The 17,098-nt window shown below is 33.2% G+C and carries 14 protein-coding genes; 11 read left to right on the top strand and 3 right to left on the bottom strand.

The window, feature by feature from the left end; translation table 11 throughout:
• Window positions 1-192: 192 nt before the first annotated feature.
• The 4 genes from ABID14_RS06035 (at window position 193) to ABID14_RS06020 (ending at window position 5,111) form a co-directional block, all read left to right on the top strand.
• Window positions 193-1,254: an NAD(P)-dependent alcohol dehydrogenase gene (locus ABID14_RS06035; protein ID WP_354368178.1), complete on the top strand. Its 1,062-nt coding sequence runs from the start codon at window positions 193-195 to the stop codon at window positions 1,252-1,254.
• Window positions 1,255-1,405: 151 nt separating this feature from the next.
• The gene (locus ABID14_RS06030) at window positions 1,406-2,317 is read left to right on the top strand and encodes a CobW family GTP-binding protein (RefSeq protein ID WP_354368176.1); all 912 of its coding nucleotides are present in this window, start codon (window positions 1,406-1,408) and stop codon (window positions 2,315-2,317) included.
• Window positions 2,318-2,377: 60 nt separating this feature from the next.
• On the top strand, window positions 2,378-3,592 hold the full coding sequence (locus ABID14_RS06025) for a hypothetical protein (protein WP_354368174.1): 1,215 nt from the start codon (window positions 2,378-2,380) through the stop codon (window positions 3,590-3,592).
• On the top strand, window positions 3,582-5,111 hold the full coding sequence (locus ABID14_RS06020) for a ClC family H(+)/Cl(-) exchange transporter (RefSeq protein WP_354368172.1): 1,530 nt from the start codon (window positions 3,582-3,584) through the stop codon (window positions 5,109-5,111). The genes ABID14_RS06025 and ABID14_RS06020 overlap by 11 nt, the downstream gene beginning before the upstream one ends.
• 724 nt (window positions 5,112-5,835) lie before the next feature.
• Here ABID14_RS06020 and ABID14_RS06015 read toward each other — a convergent pair.
• Window positions 5,836-6,204, bottom strand: coding sequence for a Spx/MgsR family RNA polymerase-binding regulatory protein (locus ABID14_RS06015; RefSeq protein WP_354368170.1), 369 nt, complete (start codon window positions 6,202-6,204; stop codon window positions 5,836-5,838).
• Window positions 6,205-7,835: 1,631 nt separating this feature from the next.
• Here ABID14_RS06015 and ABID14_RS06010 point away from each other — a divergent pair.
• Window positions 7,836-8,126, top strand: coding sequence for a hypothetical protein (locus tag ABID14_RS06010; protein ID WP_354368168.1), 291 nt, complete (start codon window positions 7,836-7,838; stop codon window positions 8,124-8,126).
• A 45-nt stretch (window positions 8,127-8,171) separates the two neighbouring features.
• Here ABID14_RS06010 and pepD read toward each other — a convergent pair whose 3' ends face one another.
• Both pepD and tyrS read right to left on the bottom strand, forming a co-directional pair.
• Window positions 8,172-9,566 carry a beta-Ala-His dipeptidase gene (gene pepD / locus ABID14_RS06005; RefSeq protein WP_354368166.1) on the bottom strand — a complete coding sequence of 465 codons (1,395 nt, stop codon included), beginning with the start codon at window positions 9,564-9,566 and terminating at the stop codon, window positions 8,172-8,174.
• Window positions 9,567-9,571: 5 nt separating this feature from the next.
• Window positions 9,572-10,798: a tyrosine--tRNA ligase gene (gene tyrS / locus ABID14_RS06000; RefSeq protein ID WP_354368164.1), complete on the bottom strand. Its 1,227-nt coding sequence runs from the start codon at window positions 10,796-10,798 to the stop codon at window positions 9,572-9,574.
• Window positions 10,799-11,006: 208 nt separating this feature from the next.
• On the opposite strand from tyrS, the gene ABID14_RS05995 reads away from it, so the two are divergent.
• The 6 genes from ABID14_RS05995 to tkt all read left to right on the top strand — a co-directional run bounded on the left by ABID14_RS05995 (window position 11,007) and on the right by tkt (window position 16,423).
• Window positions 11,007-12,173, top strand: coding sequence for an NAD(P)H-hydrate dehydratase (locus tag ABID14_RS05995; RefSeq protein ID WP_354368162.1), 1,167 nt, complete (start codon window positions 11,007-11,009; stop codon window positions 12,171-12,173).
• 101 nt (window positions 12,174-12,274) lie between these two features.
• The gene (locus ABID14_RS05990) at window positions 12,275-12,454 is read left to right on the top strand and encodes a hypothetical protein (protein ID WP_354368160.1); all 180 of its coding nucleotides are present in this window, start codon (window positions 12,275-12,277) and stop codon (window positions 12,452-12,454) included.
• 54 nt (window positions 12,455-12,508) lie between these two features.
• Window positions 12,509-12,781 (top strand): hypothetical protein, encoded by a 273-nt coding sequence (locus tag ABID14_RS05985; protein ID WP_354368158.1) that lies wholly within the window; start codon window positions 12,509-12,511, stop codon window positions 12,779-12,781.
• Between the two features lie 102 nt (window positions 12,782-12,883).
• On the top strand, window positions 12,884-13,228 hold the full coding sequence (locus tag ABID14_RS05980) for a type II toxin-antitoxin system PemK/MazF family toxin (protein ID WP_354368156.1): 345 nt from the start codon (window positions 12,884-12,886) through the stop codon (window positions 13,226-13,228).
• 478 nt (window positions 13,229-13,706) lie between these two features.
• Window positions 13,707-14,462: a WecB/TagA/CpsF family glycosyltransferase gene (locus ABID14_RS05975; protein ID WP_354368154.1), complete on the top strand. Its 756-nt coding sequence runs from the start codon at window positions 13,707-13,709 to the stop codon at window positions 14,460-14,462.
• Window positions 14,463-14,473: 11 nt separating this feature from the next.
• Complete coding sequence (gene tkt, locus ABID14_RS05970; RefSeq protein WP_354368152.1) at window positions 14,474-16,423, top strand: transketolase; 1,950 nt, start codon at window positions 14,474-14,476, stop codon at window positions 16,421-16,423.
• Window positions 16,424-17,098 lie beyond the last annotated feature (675 nt).

Genomic DNA, 17,098 nt, shown 5'->3' with positions numbered 1-17,098 from the left:
TAAAAAGCGTTGCGAACGCATGGAGAGTCTACAATTAGTGGAGAGAATATATAACTATAAATAGAAAAAGTAGTCACAAGAATAAAAAACTCGTGAATACAATATCAAAGTTGTGGTAATAATTAAATAAGTATTAATAATATACTTTATTAATAAACTTATTTGAAAATTCTAACAAACAAGGAGGAAGTAATGAAAGGTTATGCAATGTTAAAAATTGGAGAAACAGGCTGGATTGAAAAAGAAAGACCTGTTTGCGGTCCTAATGATGCAATAATTAGACCACTTGCCTTATCTCCATGCACTTCTGATGTTCATACAGTATGGGAAGGTGCCATTGGTGAGCGTGAAAATATGATTCTTGGCCACGAAGGTTGTGGAGTTGTAGATGAAGTCGGCGAATCTGTTAAAGATTTCAAAGTTGGCGACAGAGTAATGGTTGCAGCTATCACTCCTGATTGGAATTCTGTAGAGGCACAAAGCGGTTTTCCTATGCATTCTGGCGAGATGCTTGGTGGATGGAAATTTTCCAATTTTAAGGATGGAGTTTTCGCAGAATATTTTCATGTAAATGACGCAGATGGAAACCTAGCCCACTTGCCAGATAATATCACAACTGCTGAAGCGTGTATGCTATCAGATATGGTACCAACTGGTTTTCATGGAGCCGAACTTGCCGACATTCAATTTGGAGACACAGTTTTAGTAGTAGGAATTGGTCCAGTTGGACTTATGGCAGTGGCAGGTGCTAATTTAAGAGGAGCATCTCGAATTATCGCTGTCGGTTCACGTCCCGTTACTATTGAAGCGGCAAAAGGTTATGGTGCTACAGATTTTATATCTTATAAAGAAGGTCCAATTGACGAACAAGTTCTCAAACTCACAGATGGAAAAGGAGTAGACAAAGCTATTATTGCAGGTGGAGGAGTAGAAACTTTTGAACCTGTTATAAAAGCACTTAAACCAGGCGGCAAAATTGGAAATGTTAATTATCTTGGTTCAGGAACTTATATCAATATTCCTCGTGCAGAATGGGGCGTTGGCATGGGTCACAAACAAATTATTGGGGGACTAATGCCTGGCGGAAGATATAGACTTGAAAAATTAGCAAGTTTAATTTCTAATAAAAAGCTAGATGTAAAACCTCTTCTAACTCACAAATTCAATGGGTTTGAACATGTAGAAGAAGCACTAATGCTAATGAAAGATAAACCAAAAGACTTAATCAAACCAGTTGTTGTTATTGAAGAATAAATATTAATACTAGAATTTTTTAAAACGAAACTTGTTTCATACAGAACTTAATTTTCTGTCTTGTTTCAATCTAATATTAGTATAAAATAAAGTCGGATACATTTCTTATTTATGTATTCGGCTTTAAATTTTATTAAAAATGGAGAGTATTATGGAAATTTTGATAATTTCAGGATTTTTGGGAGCAGGCAAAACTACATTCATTAAAGAAATGGCAAAAGCTACTGGCAGGGATTTTGTCATAGTGGAAAATGAATTTTCAGAATTGGATATTGATGGAGAAGTACTCAGAAAATCAGAAGTAAATTCGCTAAATAATCTGAAAATAGAAGAAATATCAGAAGGCTGCATTTGTTGCTCAAGTAAAATAGATTTTTCTAGTACAGTTGTCACTATTGAAAACACATTATCTCCCGATGTCTTAGTAGTAGAACCAAGTGGAGTTGCCTTTCTGAGCAATATTTTAGGCAATCTAAAACCTGTTTTATATGATAGAATTGGACTGCTTGATCCTGTAGTGATAATAGATGGAGAGAATTATATCTCGTCTAAAAATGAATTTAGCGATTACTTTTTTAACCAACTAGATAATTCAAAACATATTGTAGTTTCTAAATCTGAAAATTTTTCTGAAGATGACTTTAAAAATATTTATAAAAATTTAAATATAAATCCTACAGAAGATATGTTCACGCACTACAAAAATTGGAATAAAAAGCAGTGGTCAAGAATTTTGAGCAAAAAAGGCAAACTTGCAATCCAAAGAAACGAAAATATATATGACAAAGATTTAGAGACTTTAGGCATCAAAGATGTCAATATAAAATCAGTCGATGAACTAATTTATATTTTAGAAAATTTTTCTATGGGAAAATATGGAAATATTATCCGCTCTAAAGGGTTTTTTGCCACATCTGCTGGCAACATTAGATTTGATTATGTAAATGGAAGTTACAAAATAGGAGATATAGGCGATATAACCAGCCCCAAATTTGTAGTTATAGGAAAGAACTTAAAAAATCAACAAATTCAAAAACTTATAAAAAATGATTTGCCAAGTTGAGCTTGGCTTTTTTATTGGTATTTTATTGACTTTGTTGTAAACTATTATTAGGTGTATAAAATGAAATGGAAAAAATACTTAATTTTAATCGCAGCATTTTTAATTGCTATCTTCAGTTACTATAAATTCAACACATATCCAAAAAAAATAGTTGCAAGTGCATTGTATTCTGTAGAAACACGTGCTATTTCTGCTATAGATGACTATTTTGAAGGCTTAGAACTCGGACAAATGTATAACAAAATAAAAGCCGATGGTGATGCAACTTTTTCGATTTTAATCGATAAGGGAATCTTTTATAGACAGCAGTGGAACTATATAAGTACTACTGATGTTACTAATAAATCTAAGTATCTCTACAAAAAATATAGAAGAGGTACAAATTATGAAGAAGTACACGAGGAAAAAGTAATCAACAATGAAGTCTATATAATTGACCCAGAGTATGCTCCAAATGTATTCTATATAGACAGAAATACAATGAAGAGTTTATCAGAAAACTCAACTGCACTTGAGGATTTAGGTTATGACACTAATAAACCAAATTTATTTGAGCCTCCTCTTTCTTTAAGTGAGCAAAATAATGAACTCAAAAAATATGTAAAAGAAGAGTGGAATGATGTATTGCGTTCAACTAAAGTGAGGACAACGGACACATATAAATATCAGATTGTACTTGATTCAAAAAAGTTTAAATCTCTTGTAGACAAAGTTTTTGAATTTTATTCTACCCGAGACGATTTTTCTTACGAGAGAATTGCAGAATTTTTAAATAAGACAAAGATGAAGCTAGACCTCGATTTAATAAACAGAGATAAACTAAAATTGTATCTGATAACAGATGAAGACGGAAATCTAAAAAAACTATATTCCAAAGATTTGCTCTATTTTTTAGACATGGATGACGGACTGAGCATACATTTACCAGATTTACACATGAAACTTAAAAGAGATGACAGCCAGTATTATAATACAATTGCAGGTTATATTGACAGTACTCACATTAGGATGAGTTACTATCCTATTGAACAAAATTTAATATATAGAGACAATAATAATATTTTAATAAAAGCAAATTTCATCAATGTATATAAAGGACGCTCCTTCAATTTAACCTCAGATATCAAAGGTTCATTAATAAATCACATAAATTTCAACTTATACACCAAACCTAAGGATATATCAAGAGATAAAGACACAATAGAAGTTTTAAAACTAAATCAAAAACAATGGAATCATTTAAAAAACAAAAGGAAGATTGATAATGCGGGATAATTTTTTTAAAAAACAAAAATTGATAATAGTAATATTATTTGAATCAATAGTTGTAGGCATAGTTGCAGGATTATTTTCAGTATTTTATAGATATATAATATCTCAAATGGGAATATTTAGGGGCACTCTCTATGCAAATTTTGAATTCAAAACTGTGCTCACTTTAATATTTTTAGCGGCCATAATATCTCTTATAATTCATTATTTATTAAAACTAGCACCATTATCTGGAGGCAGTGGAATACCTCAAATAAGAGGAGAGATACTAGGAAAGTTTGATATGAATGCAACACCCACTCTAATTTCTAAAATAATTGGAGGAGTACTTGGAAATTTAATGGGCTTTTCACTCGGCAGAGAGGGCCCATCAATTCAAATGGGAGGTGCAGGTGCAAAAATAATAGGAAAAATAATGAAAAGACCTCCCGATGAAATAAAATATATGATAACGGCCGGAGCATCAGCAGGACTTGCAGCAGCCTTTAATGCACCAATGGCAGGTTGCATCTTTGCAATGGAAGAACTTCACAAATCATTTTCCAAATTTGTACTACTACCAGCTCTCATAGCTTCAATAATAGCAAATTACATTTCTTTTGTACTTATGGGCTATGACACATCATTTTCATTTGCAGTAAAAGATTCACTTCCCATTAAACATATGTGGGTGGCAATATTAATAGGCATTTTTACTGGAATTATTGGAGTAATATTTAATAAATTAATTGTAAAAAGCCAAGACTTTTTCAAAAAGTTAAAAAAACCAATATGGAAATATATAATTTTAATGCTAGTTACAATAATAGTAGGATATAGCTTCGTAGAAATGACTGGAGGCGGACATGGACTATTAGAAGAACTTGCAAAAGAAGAATTTCCATTAAAATATTTACTTTTAATACTTATAATAAAACTACTATTCACAACATTTTGTTATGGAAGTGGAGTGCAAGGTGGGATATTCTTGCCAGTACTTGTCATAGGCGGAGCATGCGGAGCAATGGTATTTTCCCTAGTTGGAGCAAAAGCAGGACTAGAATTTTATTATGTAAATTTCATAATTCTTGGCATGAGTGGAATACTCGCATCAGTAGTGCGAAGCCCAATACTATCAATAATATTAGTAAGCGAAATGACCTCTACCTTTGAACATTTACTTGGACTATCAATAGTAGTATTAGTAGCTTACTATGTAGCAGAAGTATTAAAAGTAGACCCAATTTATGAAACATTATTCGAAAGACAATTAAAAGACAAAAACCTATTAGAAACTCCCGAGCGAGAATTAGGAGATTATTCAGTATTTGAGTATGGAGTAAACCCAGTATCAAATATAGTTGGCAAAAGACTATCAGAAATAGATTTCCCAAGACATTTAATAATAATTTCAGTAGAAAGAGACAATTACGAATTTGTGCCAATAGCAAATGATGTAATAAAATCAGGGGATAAATTACTAGTACTTGCAAAATCTGAATACTTCCTAGAAATTGACAAGTTTTTTTCAAAAGAACTATAAAAAACTTGACGAATAAAAATATTGGTGTTAAGATATTAAAAATATTATTTTGTATATTTGAAATTATTTACAAAATATATTCAAATTTGCAAACACAAATGAAATAAATTACTTTTTTTACACCGTGAAAACGGACAATAACTCTCCAATATTTGGGGAGTTTTTTGTTGCAATTAAATTTGAAATTTTATAAAAATTAAAGAAAAATTATTGAGAAATCAAATATAAATATGGTGTTAACCTCACACCCTGTCATTGCGAGCGGAAAACCCGAAGGGTTTGAAAAGTCGCCGTGTACTCGAAGAGTGAGGAATCTGCCTGTAGAGGAGTCGTTCTGTAAAAATAAATAAAAAAATTTTATTACAAAATAAAAAGAAAAATTATTGAGAAATCAAATATAAATATGGTGTTAACCTCACACCCTGTCATTCCGAGTGAAAGAAAATTCGCAAGAATTTTCTGTAATCGAGGAATCTGCCTGTAGAAGAGTCGTTCTGTAAAAATAAATAAAAATCTTTTTACTATTTTTTCCTTTACACTTCTTTTTTTACCTAAACAAAATCTTTCCACCACAAGCAAGACTCTTTATGCGTTATCAACGCTTTTTAGTCGAGATGACAGTTGAAAAGACTACGCCAACCCCCAAACCGTCATTCCAAGCGGAAAAAAACAAACCCCTATAACAATAAAAAATCGCAACGCTTAACACATTGCGATTTAAAAATTATTTATCTTTTTCATCTTTCATTGATTCTAAATATTTCTTGACCTGAGGCCCCACAAAAGTACCTTCATCAGTGATTAAAATAGGTCTTTTAACGAGCATTCCATTTTTAGAAAGCAAATCATAAATTTCATCTTCCGTCATGTCTTTCTTCTTATCTTTTAGATTTAATTCCCTATAATCATTACCATTAGAATTAAAAAGCTTATTTAAATCAATATCAGCCTTTTCCCTAATCTCACGAAGTTCATCAACATTCAAAAGATCTTTGTCAATCTCTCTATAATTATACTCAAGCGAACTTCCTTGTAACATTTTTTCAGCATTTGTACAAGTACTACATTTTTTATAACCGATTAAAGTATTCATCAAATCACCTCTATAATATAATACCCATATATAAAAATTTAAAAAAATTTACAAATTAACAATAAAAGTACGAAAAATATAAAAAAGTTTTTATATTAAAATGGCTAATTTTACATGTTTTATAAAAAAATTAGAAAAAATTTAAAAAGATTTAAAAAAAAGATGTTATTATTTTAAATCACGGGGTATAATAATAATACCAAATAACATACTAAAGCAATAGCAAAGTAATATATTTGGTGCGTAGCTTGAAAATTCCATCCAATTAAAATCAAAATAATTAACACGGCGAATACAATTAACAGTAGAAAGTTTTTGATAGATTTTAACAAATTTAAGTCAACGACTTTTAATATAGATAGATATTTAATCGAGCTAAGAATTAAAATGTATGTAGATGTATAACAATTAGGTTTATTTGAGAGATGCAAAGTTTAAGAGAAAGAACTTTGATTCGAGTTTTCCAAATATTAATTTAATTTTATACAAGATTGTAAGCTTATGATGATATTTAGTAATAGACTTACTAAATTAAGAAAGAGTGATTGAAAGAGTGTTAGAACCTAAAAGTAACCATTGGATGGGATTTTCAGCTACAATATAAAGAATGTCATTTTACTATAAAAATAGAAATGGCATTCTTTTTTTGTCAATAAATATAAGTTTTTTCTTATCCCTATAATTTTTCGTGGTTTAGGTGCTTGAATACTTTTTTATTTAAAACTATGCAGATTCTCTCCATCACATGCAGATCCTTCGACTTCAGAAATCTTGACAGATTTCTTTCGCTCAGGATGACATGGGAGGGGAAAAATTCTCTCCACAACATGTAGATCTCTCCATGCGTTCGCTTTGCTCACTTAGTCGAGATGACACTATAAGAGGTTTCATTTAAGATTTACTATTATCATTGGAATATACAAAAGAAAATTCGTAAGAATTGAAGCCTATAGACCACGACAACCCCACAACTGTCATTCCGAGTGAAAGAAAATTCGTAAGAATTGAAGCCTATAGACCACGACAACCCCCACAACTGTCATTCCGAGTGAAAGAAAATTCGTAAGAATTGAAGCCTATAGACCACGACAACCCCCACAACTGTCATTCCGAGCGAGCAAAGCGAAAGTCGCCGTGTACTCGAAGAGTGAGGAATCTGCCTGTATAGGAGTAGTTCTGTAAAAATAAATAAAAATCTTTTTACTATTTTTTCCTTTACACTTCTTTTTTACCTAAACAAAATCTCTCCACCACAAGCAGATCTCTCCATGCGTTCGCTCTGCTCACTTAGTCGAGATGACATTGGAAAGGGCAAAGACAACCCCTACAACTGTCATTCCGAGCGGAAAACCCAAAGGGTTTGAAGTCGAGGAATCTGCCTGTGTAGTAGACGTTCTGTAAGAATAAATAAAAATCCTTGCTTATTATTCCACAGCATTTTCTATTTCACCATTACATATTCTCTCCATCACAAGCAAGACTCTTTATACATTCACTGCCGCTCATTTAGTCGAGATGACAGTTGAAAAGACTACGCCAATCCCGCTAAATTCCTCTTGTTGTTTTTTTTATGTTATGCTATGCTATTAATAAGTATTAACGTATTAAATTTTTAAAACGGGAGGTAATTTATGGAAAAAAATTTAAACTACAAATTTGTCTCGGTTGGTTACTATATTATTGCCCTCATTCTATTGGCAGTAATTGGTTTTAATGAGTCTCTTATTGCTAACCGCTTTATTCTCAGCTTAATAAGTTTAACTATTGGCTGTGCTTACTCGGGATATTATTTTTTTGCAACGCTAAAAAGAGATGTAGAAAGCAATTCTAAAATTGCGATTTTTCTCAAAGGATTAGTATTCTATCTAGCATTGTTAACAGCATTTGCAAGATACGCTACTTATATTTATTCATTTTTCTAAACATAAAAACTGCCTAAACTTTTGTCTAGGCAGTTCTTTCATTTTTTAAATATTTTTTAATACTTCTCTAAGATGTTCATAAACTCTATTTGTAGATGAAATATAAAGTGTTTCTTTTTGTGTATGAGCTCCAGTTGTATCTGGGCCAATGGATACTATATCTAGATTATTGTTTTTTTCAAAGAATACTCCACATTCTAATCCACCGTGAGTAAATTCTTCTTTCATTTCCTCACCATTGATTTTTTGATACAATTTTTCCACTATATCTCTAAATTTAGAGTTTTCTTTATATTCCCATTCTGGATAAGGATTTGTAAATTCATAAGTCATTGGATATTTTTCGGCAATTTTTATATATTTATTGCCAAAGTCTTCTGCAAGTTTTGAGCTAGCATATCTAAGTGATACTAAAATCTCAACTACATCATCTTTTAATTTAGCTATTGCTAAGTTAGATGATGATTCAAGGACTTTTTCTTCTTCGTTTAAGAATGTGTTAGGTCCTGTTGGTAATTCTTCTAGCAGATTTACAAGTTCTTCTGTAGATGATTTACTCATTATTTTTCCGTCAAGTGTATCTTTTTTATATTCAATTTCTAGTTTGCCATCTAAAGATGCGTATTTTTCTAACATCTCATTTATAGATTTTTTCAAATCATTTTCATCACAAACAAGTGCAAGTATTCCTTCTCGAGGTATAGCATTCTGTTTTGTACCACAGTCTATATTTGCAAATTGAGAATTAGGAGTGGATTTAACTAAGTCGGCGATAATTTTAATCATGTTGCCTTTGTTGTTTGCAATTTCCATTCCAGAGTGACCACCAAGTAGACCATGTAGGTGTATATTAAATATTTCACCAACATATTCTTCAAATTCAGCATCAAATTTGCCAAAAAATTGCTTTCCACCTGCTGATGATACTGTCAGCACACCTTCTTCTTCAGAGTCGATGTTGATTAAATAATCTCCATCAAGATGAGAAGCGTCCAAAGTTTTTGCTCCATGCATATCCGTTTCTTCAGATACAGTTGCAATAATAGTCATAGGGCCATGTTCTTCTTCAGCAAGAGCCATTGCCATAGCAAGGCCAATTCCATTATCAGCCCCAAGAGTAGTGTCATTGGCGTGCAGTTTGTCACCATCTACTATTAGTTCAATAGGATCTTTCAAAAAGTCGTGGTCAGAGTTTTTGCCTTTTTCGCACACCATATCCATGTGACCTTGCAATATAACTCTTTTTCTGTCCTCGTATCCCTTGCTAGCAGGCACTCTAAAAATCACATTCAATGATTCGTCTTGTACAGTTTCATATCCTTTTTCTTCACCAAATTTTTTTAGAAAATCAGAAACTTCCTTTTCATTTCCAGACTCTCTAGGAATTTGTGCCAGCATTTCAAAATAATCAAAAACTTTTTTTGGTTCTAAATTCATCATTCACCTCATTTAATAATAACTTTGTGATAAACTTTCTTGCCTTTTCTAATCATAATTTCTCCGTCTACAAAATCATCAAGAGAAATTACCATACTAGGATTAGTCACTTTTTCATCATTTACACTAACCCCACCTTGCTTGATAAGGCGTCTACCTTCTGAGTTTGAGCCTATAAGAGAAAGTTCTGTCATAAGATTCAAAAGACCCATAGGTTCTTTGAAATCATCTTTATTCATTTCAGTAGCAGGAATATCATTTGACTCCTGGTTGCCTCCAAATAATGAATGGGAAGCATCAAGTGCAGACTTAGCCGCTTCTTCACCATGGATATCTTTTACAATTTCATATGCCAATACCTCTTTGGCCTTATTAATCTCAGAGCCTTCAAGTTTTTCATATTTGCTAATCTCTTCTAATGGGAGCATTGTCAAAAGCTTCATGAATTTAATTACATCTCTGTCGTCACAGTTTCTCAAATATTGAAACATTTCATAAGGAGAGGTCTTTTTCTCATCAAGCCAAATTGCTCCTGCCATAGTTTTACCCATTTTTATACCATTTGCAGTAGTAAGAAGCTTAAAAGTCATAGCATACACTTTGTCATTTTCAAGTTTACGCACAAGTTCGTAGCCACCCAATATATTTGACCATTGGTCAGAGCCGCCAACTTCAAGCTTACAACCATATTTTCTATACAAATATAAAAAGTCATAAGACTGCATTAGCATATAAGAAAATTCAAAAAAAGTTAAACCTTGTTCCATTCTATTCTTGTAGCAATCAAAATTAAGCATTCTGTTCACAGAAAAATGAATACCAATTTCACGCACAAAATCCAAAAAGTTTAATTTAGTGAGCCAGTCAGCATTGTTTTCAATATAGCCATTGCCATCCGAAAAATCTAAAAATTTAGAAATTTGCTCTTGAAATCTTTTCGCATTATAGTCAATAGTCTTTCTATCCATTAAAGTTCTCATATCGCTCTTGCCAGATGGGTCACCAATAGTAGTAGTACCACCGCCCAAAAGAGCAATAGGAATATGACCTGCCCTTTGCATATGTTGCATAACTCTAATTTGCAAAAAATGTCCTAGAGTTAGAGAATCGGCAGTAGCATCAAAACCAATATAAAAAGGAACTTTTTCTTTGCCGAGTATTTCTCTTAGCTCATCCTCGTAAGTACATTGGTCGAGGAAGCCCCTCTCAGTCAAAATATCAAATACATTTTCCATAATAACCTCCAAAAAAATAAAAAAAGCCACAGAAACGAAAGGACGCATTCGTGGTACCACCTTTCTTCGCCGAGGCCTTAAAAATTAAATTGACTCCAATATTGTAATTCAGCTTTCGCTTACTGTATATTTTCATCGTCAAAAATATTCATATTATTGTATGATATAATAATCGAAAACACAAAAAAAGTCAAATGGAAGTGAAAAAATGTACGGCATAGATATAGTAGAAGTAGAAAGAATAAAAAACATAGTCCAAAAACACCCAGAATTTTTACCAAAAGTCTTCACAGAAGAAGAAATACAAAGAATACAAAAAAGAAGAACACCATACGAACGCATTGCAGGCATGTATGCAGCAAAAGAAGCAGTATCAAAAGCAATAGGAACAGGCATAGGCAAAACCACATTTCACGACATCAAATTAAAATATATAGAAGAAGTGCCACATGCAGAAGTAAAAGGAGAAAAATATTACCTATCAATCAGCCACGAAAAAAATTATGCCATAGCAGTGGCAATTTATGGCGATAAAAAAATAGAAATAGAAGAAGAAATACTAAAAAAATTCAAAAAGAGAAATCCGTATTCCCACAAAGGCGATTTTGGCAAAATAGCAATAATAGCAGGCAGCCTTGGCATGACAGGATCAGCATTTTTATCCACAAAAGCAGCACTCAAAATGGGAGCAGGGCTTGTATATAATATAGTCCCAGAAGAAATACTAAATATCATGAGCATAAAATATGTAGAACCAATAGCCAAAAGCTTTGAAAAATTAGATGACTTAAAAAATTTCCTTCAAGAAATTGACGTATTAGCAGTAGGCCCAGGCATGGGACTAGACGAAAGAGCAGTCCAAATATTTAAAACAGCACTCTCAGTAGACAAAAAAATAATCGTAGACGCAGACGGACTAAACATTATGTCTAAAAATCTAGAAATATTACAAAGAAGGAAAGAATATACCACAGTCCTCACACCACATGAAGGCGAATTTGCACGCCTAATAGACACAGAAGTCTCAGAAATAAGAAAAAATAGAATAAAACTTTCCACAGAATTTGCAAAAAAATATAAAGTAGTTTTGCTATTAAAAGGACATCAAACAGTAATAACAGACGGAGAAAAAATACACATAAATCAAACAGGAAATCCCGGCATGGCAACAGCAGGTAGCGGAGATGTATTAACAGGCATGATAGCCACACTTCTAAAAACACAAACAACATTTGACTCAGCACTAACAGGAGCATATATACATGGACTATGTGGCGACCTAGCAGCCAAGCGAAAATCAATGACGACAATAATAGCACGAGACTTGATAGAAGAACTAGATATAGTTTTTAAAAATATAGAAAAATTATTATAAAAACCTTGTAAAATATTTGTTGAATAATAATAATATAATAACGTTAACAATTAATAAAAACACATCAGCATTTAACAAATAATCAACAAGAGGTAATAATTATGAAACAATATCCATGGTATGTGTATGCAATAGGACATGCATCGAATATTATAACTTTTTATGTGATGTGGGAATTATTTGAAAAACATTATCCAGCATTTACTGTCATAATACCAGGAATAATTTTTATTATATTTTGGATAATAGTGACATCAATTTTTTATTATTTTAGTGCATAGTAAAAATAAAGCCGGGAGAGAATTCTTCCGGCAATAAAATCTAGAGGTTAAAAAATGAAAAATAGAAAAATAATTTTTATAATATTATTAGCACTAGATATAGCATATACATATCTAGCAATAAAAGGAAAAGCACATTTCTTTCATGGATACACAAGGGATAGCTTTTTACTATACATACTGAGATATATAGTATTAGCATCGCCAGCACTAGTTCACTATATACCAGGTGGGAGACGTGAAAACATAAAAGAAAGCAAAAAATACGCCATACCTTTGGCAGTTTTTGTAGCAATAAACCTCATAATACCAATGTATTTAAAATAACACAAACCTACAGAATAGTAGAATATAAAATTTTGACAACTAATTTTATTTTGGATATAATGATATGGGACTCTTATCGATCTTTTCACTAGGTGAGGAAATATGATGGTAAAAAGAGGAGACATTTTTTATGCCGACCTTTCACCTGTAATTGGGTCTGAACAGGGCGGAGTGAGACCTGTTGTGGTTGTCCAAAACGATGTGGGTAACAAATATTCTCCAACGACAATAGTAGCAGCTATCACATCTCAATTAAATAAAGCGAAGATGCCTACCCACGTTAAAGTTAGAGCAAAAGAAGTTCCACTCCCCAAGAATTCAGTAATTCTTTTGGAGCAAATAAGAACTATAGACAAAAAAAGATTGAGAGAGAAAATCGGCAGATTCGACCAAGATATAATGAAAGATGTAGATAATGGTATTAAAGTGAGTTTGGGAATAAAATAATTGGGCAGCATACATAACGAGGACTATTTCAATAAAAGAAATAGTCCTTTTTTTATTTTTTTATAATAAATAGAACTGTTATTGTTTTATTTATTATAAAAAAATAAAAAGAAGATAAAGTGACAACCCCTACAACTGTCATTCCGAGTGAAAGAAAATTCACAAGAATTTTCTGGAATCGAGGAATCTGCCTGTAGAGGGGCAGTTCTGTAAAAATAAATAGAAGTCTTTTCTTATTATTCCTATTATTACCTTTTCTATTTTACCATCACATGTTTTTCCCACCACATGCAGATCTCTCCATGCGTCCGCTATGCTCACTTAGTCAACATGACAGTTAAAAACACTAAAACACCCCACCCCCCACCCACAACCCCAACCCACACGCATAAAAATTCCACACAAAACTTCCAAAAAATACTTTCTCTCTAGAAACCTATATTCGTATATGGTAAACTTAACACTGGAGAGGAATATTATGGAAAAAGTAAAAATTTTTGGCGTAGAGATTTTTAACATAGACCAACAGGAAACGGAAAAAATTCTACGCAGTTTTTTAAAAAGTGAAAAGTTAAACACAATTTTCACACCCAACACCGAAATAGTAATGGCAGCTAAAAGAGATAATAATCTTTGTAATTTAGTAAATTCTGCCGACCTTGTCCTTTGCGATGGCATAGGACTTGTATACGCATCCAGAATTCGAAACAAACCAATAAAAGAAAGAGTTACAGGTTTCGACACATCAATCAAACTAATAGAACTCGCAGACGAAAAAGGACTAAACCTCTATTTCTTGGGCGGCAAGGAAGGCGTAGCCTTTGAAGCCAAAGAAAGAGTAGAAGAGCAGTACAAAAATCTAAAAGTCGCAGGGTATCACAACGGGTACTTTAACTCCATCATTGACGGCAAAACTGATACATCAGAAGAAGAAAAAATAATCAGAGAAATCAACTCAAAAGACATCGACATAATATTTGTAGGTTTTGGTTTCCCTCGTCAAGAAAAATGGATAGACCAATTCAAAAACCAAATAAATGCAAAAATAATCATAGGCAACGGCGGTGTGCTAGACGTATTATCGGGTAGAGCAAACAGAGCCCCCAATATATTTATCAAACTGGGACTCGAATGGCTATATAGATTAATCAAAAACCCATCAAGAATAAAAAGACAAATAGATTTACCAAAATTTTTGTTAGCAATATTAAAAGATAAAAATTCAGTAGAGTGAGGAGTGTAAATTTGAATATCGATAATTTAGCAGTAAACACAATTAGAATGTTGAGCGTAGACCAAGTAGAAAAAGCAAACTCAGGCCATCCAGGACTTCCACTAGGAGCAGCCCCAATGGCATATGAACTTTTCAAAAACCATATACTTAGAGATTCCAAAAATCTAGACTGGGCAAACAGAGATAGATTCATACTATCAGCAGGACATGGTAGTGCATTATTATACTCACTTTTCCATGTATTTGGCTATGGACTCACAATGGACGACTTAAAAAACTTCAGACAACTTGGCTCACTAACACCAGGCCACCCAGAGTATGGACACACAAAAGGAGTCGAAGCAACCACAGGACCACTAGGACAAGGAATAGCCATGGCAGTAGGTATGGCAATAGCAGAAGAAAAACTAGCAGATATCTACAACAAAGAAGACCTAAAACTAGTAGACCACTACACATACACAATAGTTGGCGATGGCGATTTAATGGAAGGAATATCAAACGAAGCATCATCACTGGCAGGCACACTAAAACTAAACAAACTAATCGCATTATATGACTCCAACAGAATATCAATCGAAGGCTCCACAGACCTTGCCTTCACAGAAGATGTATGCAAAAGATATGAAGCACTTGGCTGGGACACATTCCTAGTAGAAGACGGCAACAATCTAGAAGAAATCAACCAAAAAATAGAAGAAGCCAAAAAATCACCACGACCAGCACTCATAGAAGTAAAAACAAAAATAGGATACGGCTCACCACACGAAAACTCCGAAAAAGCACATGGCTCACCACTAGGAGCAGAAAACACATCAAAAACAAGAGAATTTTTTGAATTCCCAGACAAAGACTTCTATATATCAGAAGAAGTACAAACACATTTTGATAAATTAATAGAAGGAAACACAAAAAAAGCAGAAGAAAAACTACAAATAGAAAAACAATACGCCGACAAATATCCACAAGAATATGCAAAATATCAAGAATCACTAAAATTTGACAAAAAAGAATACCTAGACGAAGAATACTACAACACATTCACAAAAGATATGGCGACAAGAGCAGTATTTGGCGAAGTATTAAACAAAATAGCCAAAGAAAACAAACTAATATTTGGAGGATCAGCAGACCTTGGCCCATCAAACAAATCACTCCTAAAAGACGAAGACTATTTCTCAGCAGAAAATAGAAGTGGCAGAAACCTCGCATTTGGAGTCAGAGAAAATGCCATGGGAGCAATCACAAACGGAATATTATTGCATGGAGGACTAAAAACATACGCAGCCACATTTTTAATATTCAGTGACTACCTAAAACCAACAATCAGACTAGCATCACTGATGAATCTGCCAAATATCTACGTGTTCACACATGACTCCATAGGAGTGGGTGAGGACGGACCAACACACCAACCAATAGGACAACTAGCAATGCTAAGATCAATCCCAGGCATGATAGTCATTAGACCAGCAGATGGCCGTGAAACAGCAGCAGCAGTTAACCTAGCATTAAACTCCAAAAACTCACCAGTAGTACTCGCACTATCAAGACAAAACTTGCCACAACTAGAAAACTCCTCCCGTGACATCAAAAAAGGAGCATATATAATCAAAAAAGAAGAAGGCGAGTTACAAAAAATAATAATAGCCACAGGATCAGAAGTAGACATAGCACTAAAAGCAGCACAAGGACTACAAGGAATAAGAGTAGTATCCATGCCATCAATGGAACTATTTGACGCCCAATCATCAGATTATAAAGAAGAAATATTGCCAAAAAATATCACAAAAAGAATATCAATAGAAGCAGCATCATCCTTCGGCTGGCAAAAATATATAGGCCTAGACGGACTAGCAATATCAATAGACGGATTCGGAGCAAGTGGCAAAGGCGAAGAAGTATACCAAAGATTTGGATTTACAGTAGAAAACATAAAAGAGAAAATTGAAAAATATTAATAAAAATTATTAAAAAATAATAAAAATTAGAAAATGAAGAAGAGCGAAGAAGGTCGCTCTTTTTTAGTTGAGTGGAAATAAATATAAATTTTTTAAAAAAATATAAAGAAAAACTATTAAGAAATGAAAAGTAGATAAAGTGATAACCTTTCAAACTGTCATTCCGAGTGAAAGAAAATTCGTAAGAATTGAAGCCTATAGACTACAACAACCCCTACAACTGTCATTCCGAGCGAGCAAAGCGAGTCGAGGAATCTACCTGTAGAGTAGCCGCTCTGTAGAAACAAATATAAGACTTTTCTTATGCTTATTTCACTACACTTTTTATTTCATCTTAACAAATTCTCCTCCTCACAAGCAGATCTCTCCATGTGTCCGCTTTGCTCACTTAGTCGAGATGACATTGGAAAGGGCAAAGACAACGCCTACAACTGTCATTCCGAGCGAGCAAAGCGAGTCGAGGAATCTACCTGTGTAGTAGCCGCTCTGTAAAAAACAATAGAAGTCCTTATCTTATTCTTTCAATTACTTTTTCCATTCATAATTACATACTCTCTCCCTCACAAGCAGATCTCTCCATGCGTTCGCTGTCGCTCACTTAGTCGAGATGACATTGGAAAGGGCAAAGACAACGCCTACAACTGTCATTCCGAGCGAGCAAAGCGAGTCGAGGAA

This window comes from Peptoniphilus olsenii (assembly GCF_040545475.1).
Taxonomy (GTDB): Bacteria; Bacillota; Clostridia; order Tissierellales; family Peptoniphilaceae; genus Peptoniphilus_A; species Peptoniphilus_A olsenii.
Note: the sequence above shows the minus strand (reverse complement) of the source record. Positions and strands in the feature narration are given on the sequence as shown.

What these genes read in the sequence shown, in the direction of transcription:
- ABID14_RS06025 (WP_354368174.1), top strand. Translation starts at nt 2,378, where the DNA reads ATGAAATGGAAAAAATACTTAATTTTAATCGCAGCATTTTTAATTGCT.
- ABID14_RS05995 (WP_354368162.1), top strand. Translation starts at nt 11,007, where the DNA reads ATGTACGGCATAGATATAGTAGAAGTAGAAAGAATAAAAAACATAGTC.
- ABID14_RS06015 (WP_354368170.1), bottom strand. Translation starts at nt 6,204, where the DNA reads ATGAATACTTTAATCGGTTATAAAAAATGTAGTACTTGTACAAATGCT.
- ABID14_RS06030 (WP_354368176.1), top strand. Translation starts at nt 1,406, where the DNA reads ATGGAAATTTTGATAATTTCAGGATTTTTGGGAGCAGGCAAAACTACA.
- pepD (WP_354368166.1), bottom strand. Translation starts at nt 9,566, where the DNA reads ATGATGAATTTAGAACCAAAAAAAGTTTTTGATTATTTTGAAATGCTG.
- ABID14_RS05990 (WP_354368160.1), top strand. Translation starts at nt 12,275, where the DNA reads ATGAAACAATATCCATGGTATGTGTATGCAATAGGACATGCATCGAAT.
- ABID14_RS06020 (WP_354368172.1), top strand. Translation starts at nt 3,582, where the DNA reads ATGCGGGATAATTTTTTTAAAAAACAAAAATTGATAATAGTAATATTA.
- ABID14_RS05975 (WP_354368154.1), top strand. Translation starts at nt 13,707, where the DNA reads ATGGAAAAAGTAAAAATTTTTGGCGTAGAGATTTTTAACATAGACCAA.
- ABID14_RS06010 (WP_354368168.1), top strand. Translation starts at nt 7,836, where the DNA reads ATGGAAAAAAATTTAAACTACAAATTTGTCTCGGTTGGTTACTATATT.
- ABID14_RS05985 (WP_354368158.1), top strand. Translation starts at nt 12,509, where the DNA reads ATGAAAAATAGAAAAATAATTTTTATAATATTATTAGCACTAGATATA.
- ABID14_RS06035 (WP_354368178.1), top strand. Translation starts at nt 193, where the DNA reads ATGAAAGGTTATGCAATGTTAAAAATTGGAGAAACAGGCTGGATTGAA.
- tyrS (WP_354368164.1), bottom strand. Translation starts at nt 10,798, where the DNA reads ATGGAAAATGTATTTGATATTTTGACTGAGAGGGGCTTCCTCGACCAA.
- ABID14_RS05980 (WP_354368156.1), top strand. Translation starts at nt 12,884, where the DNA reads ATGATGGTAAAAAGAGGAGACATTTTTTATGCCGACCTTTCACCTGTA.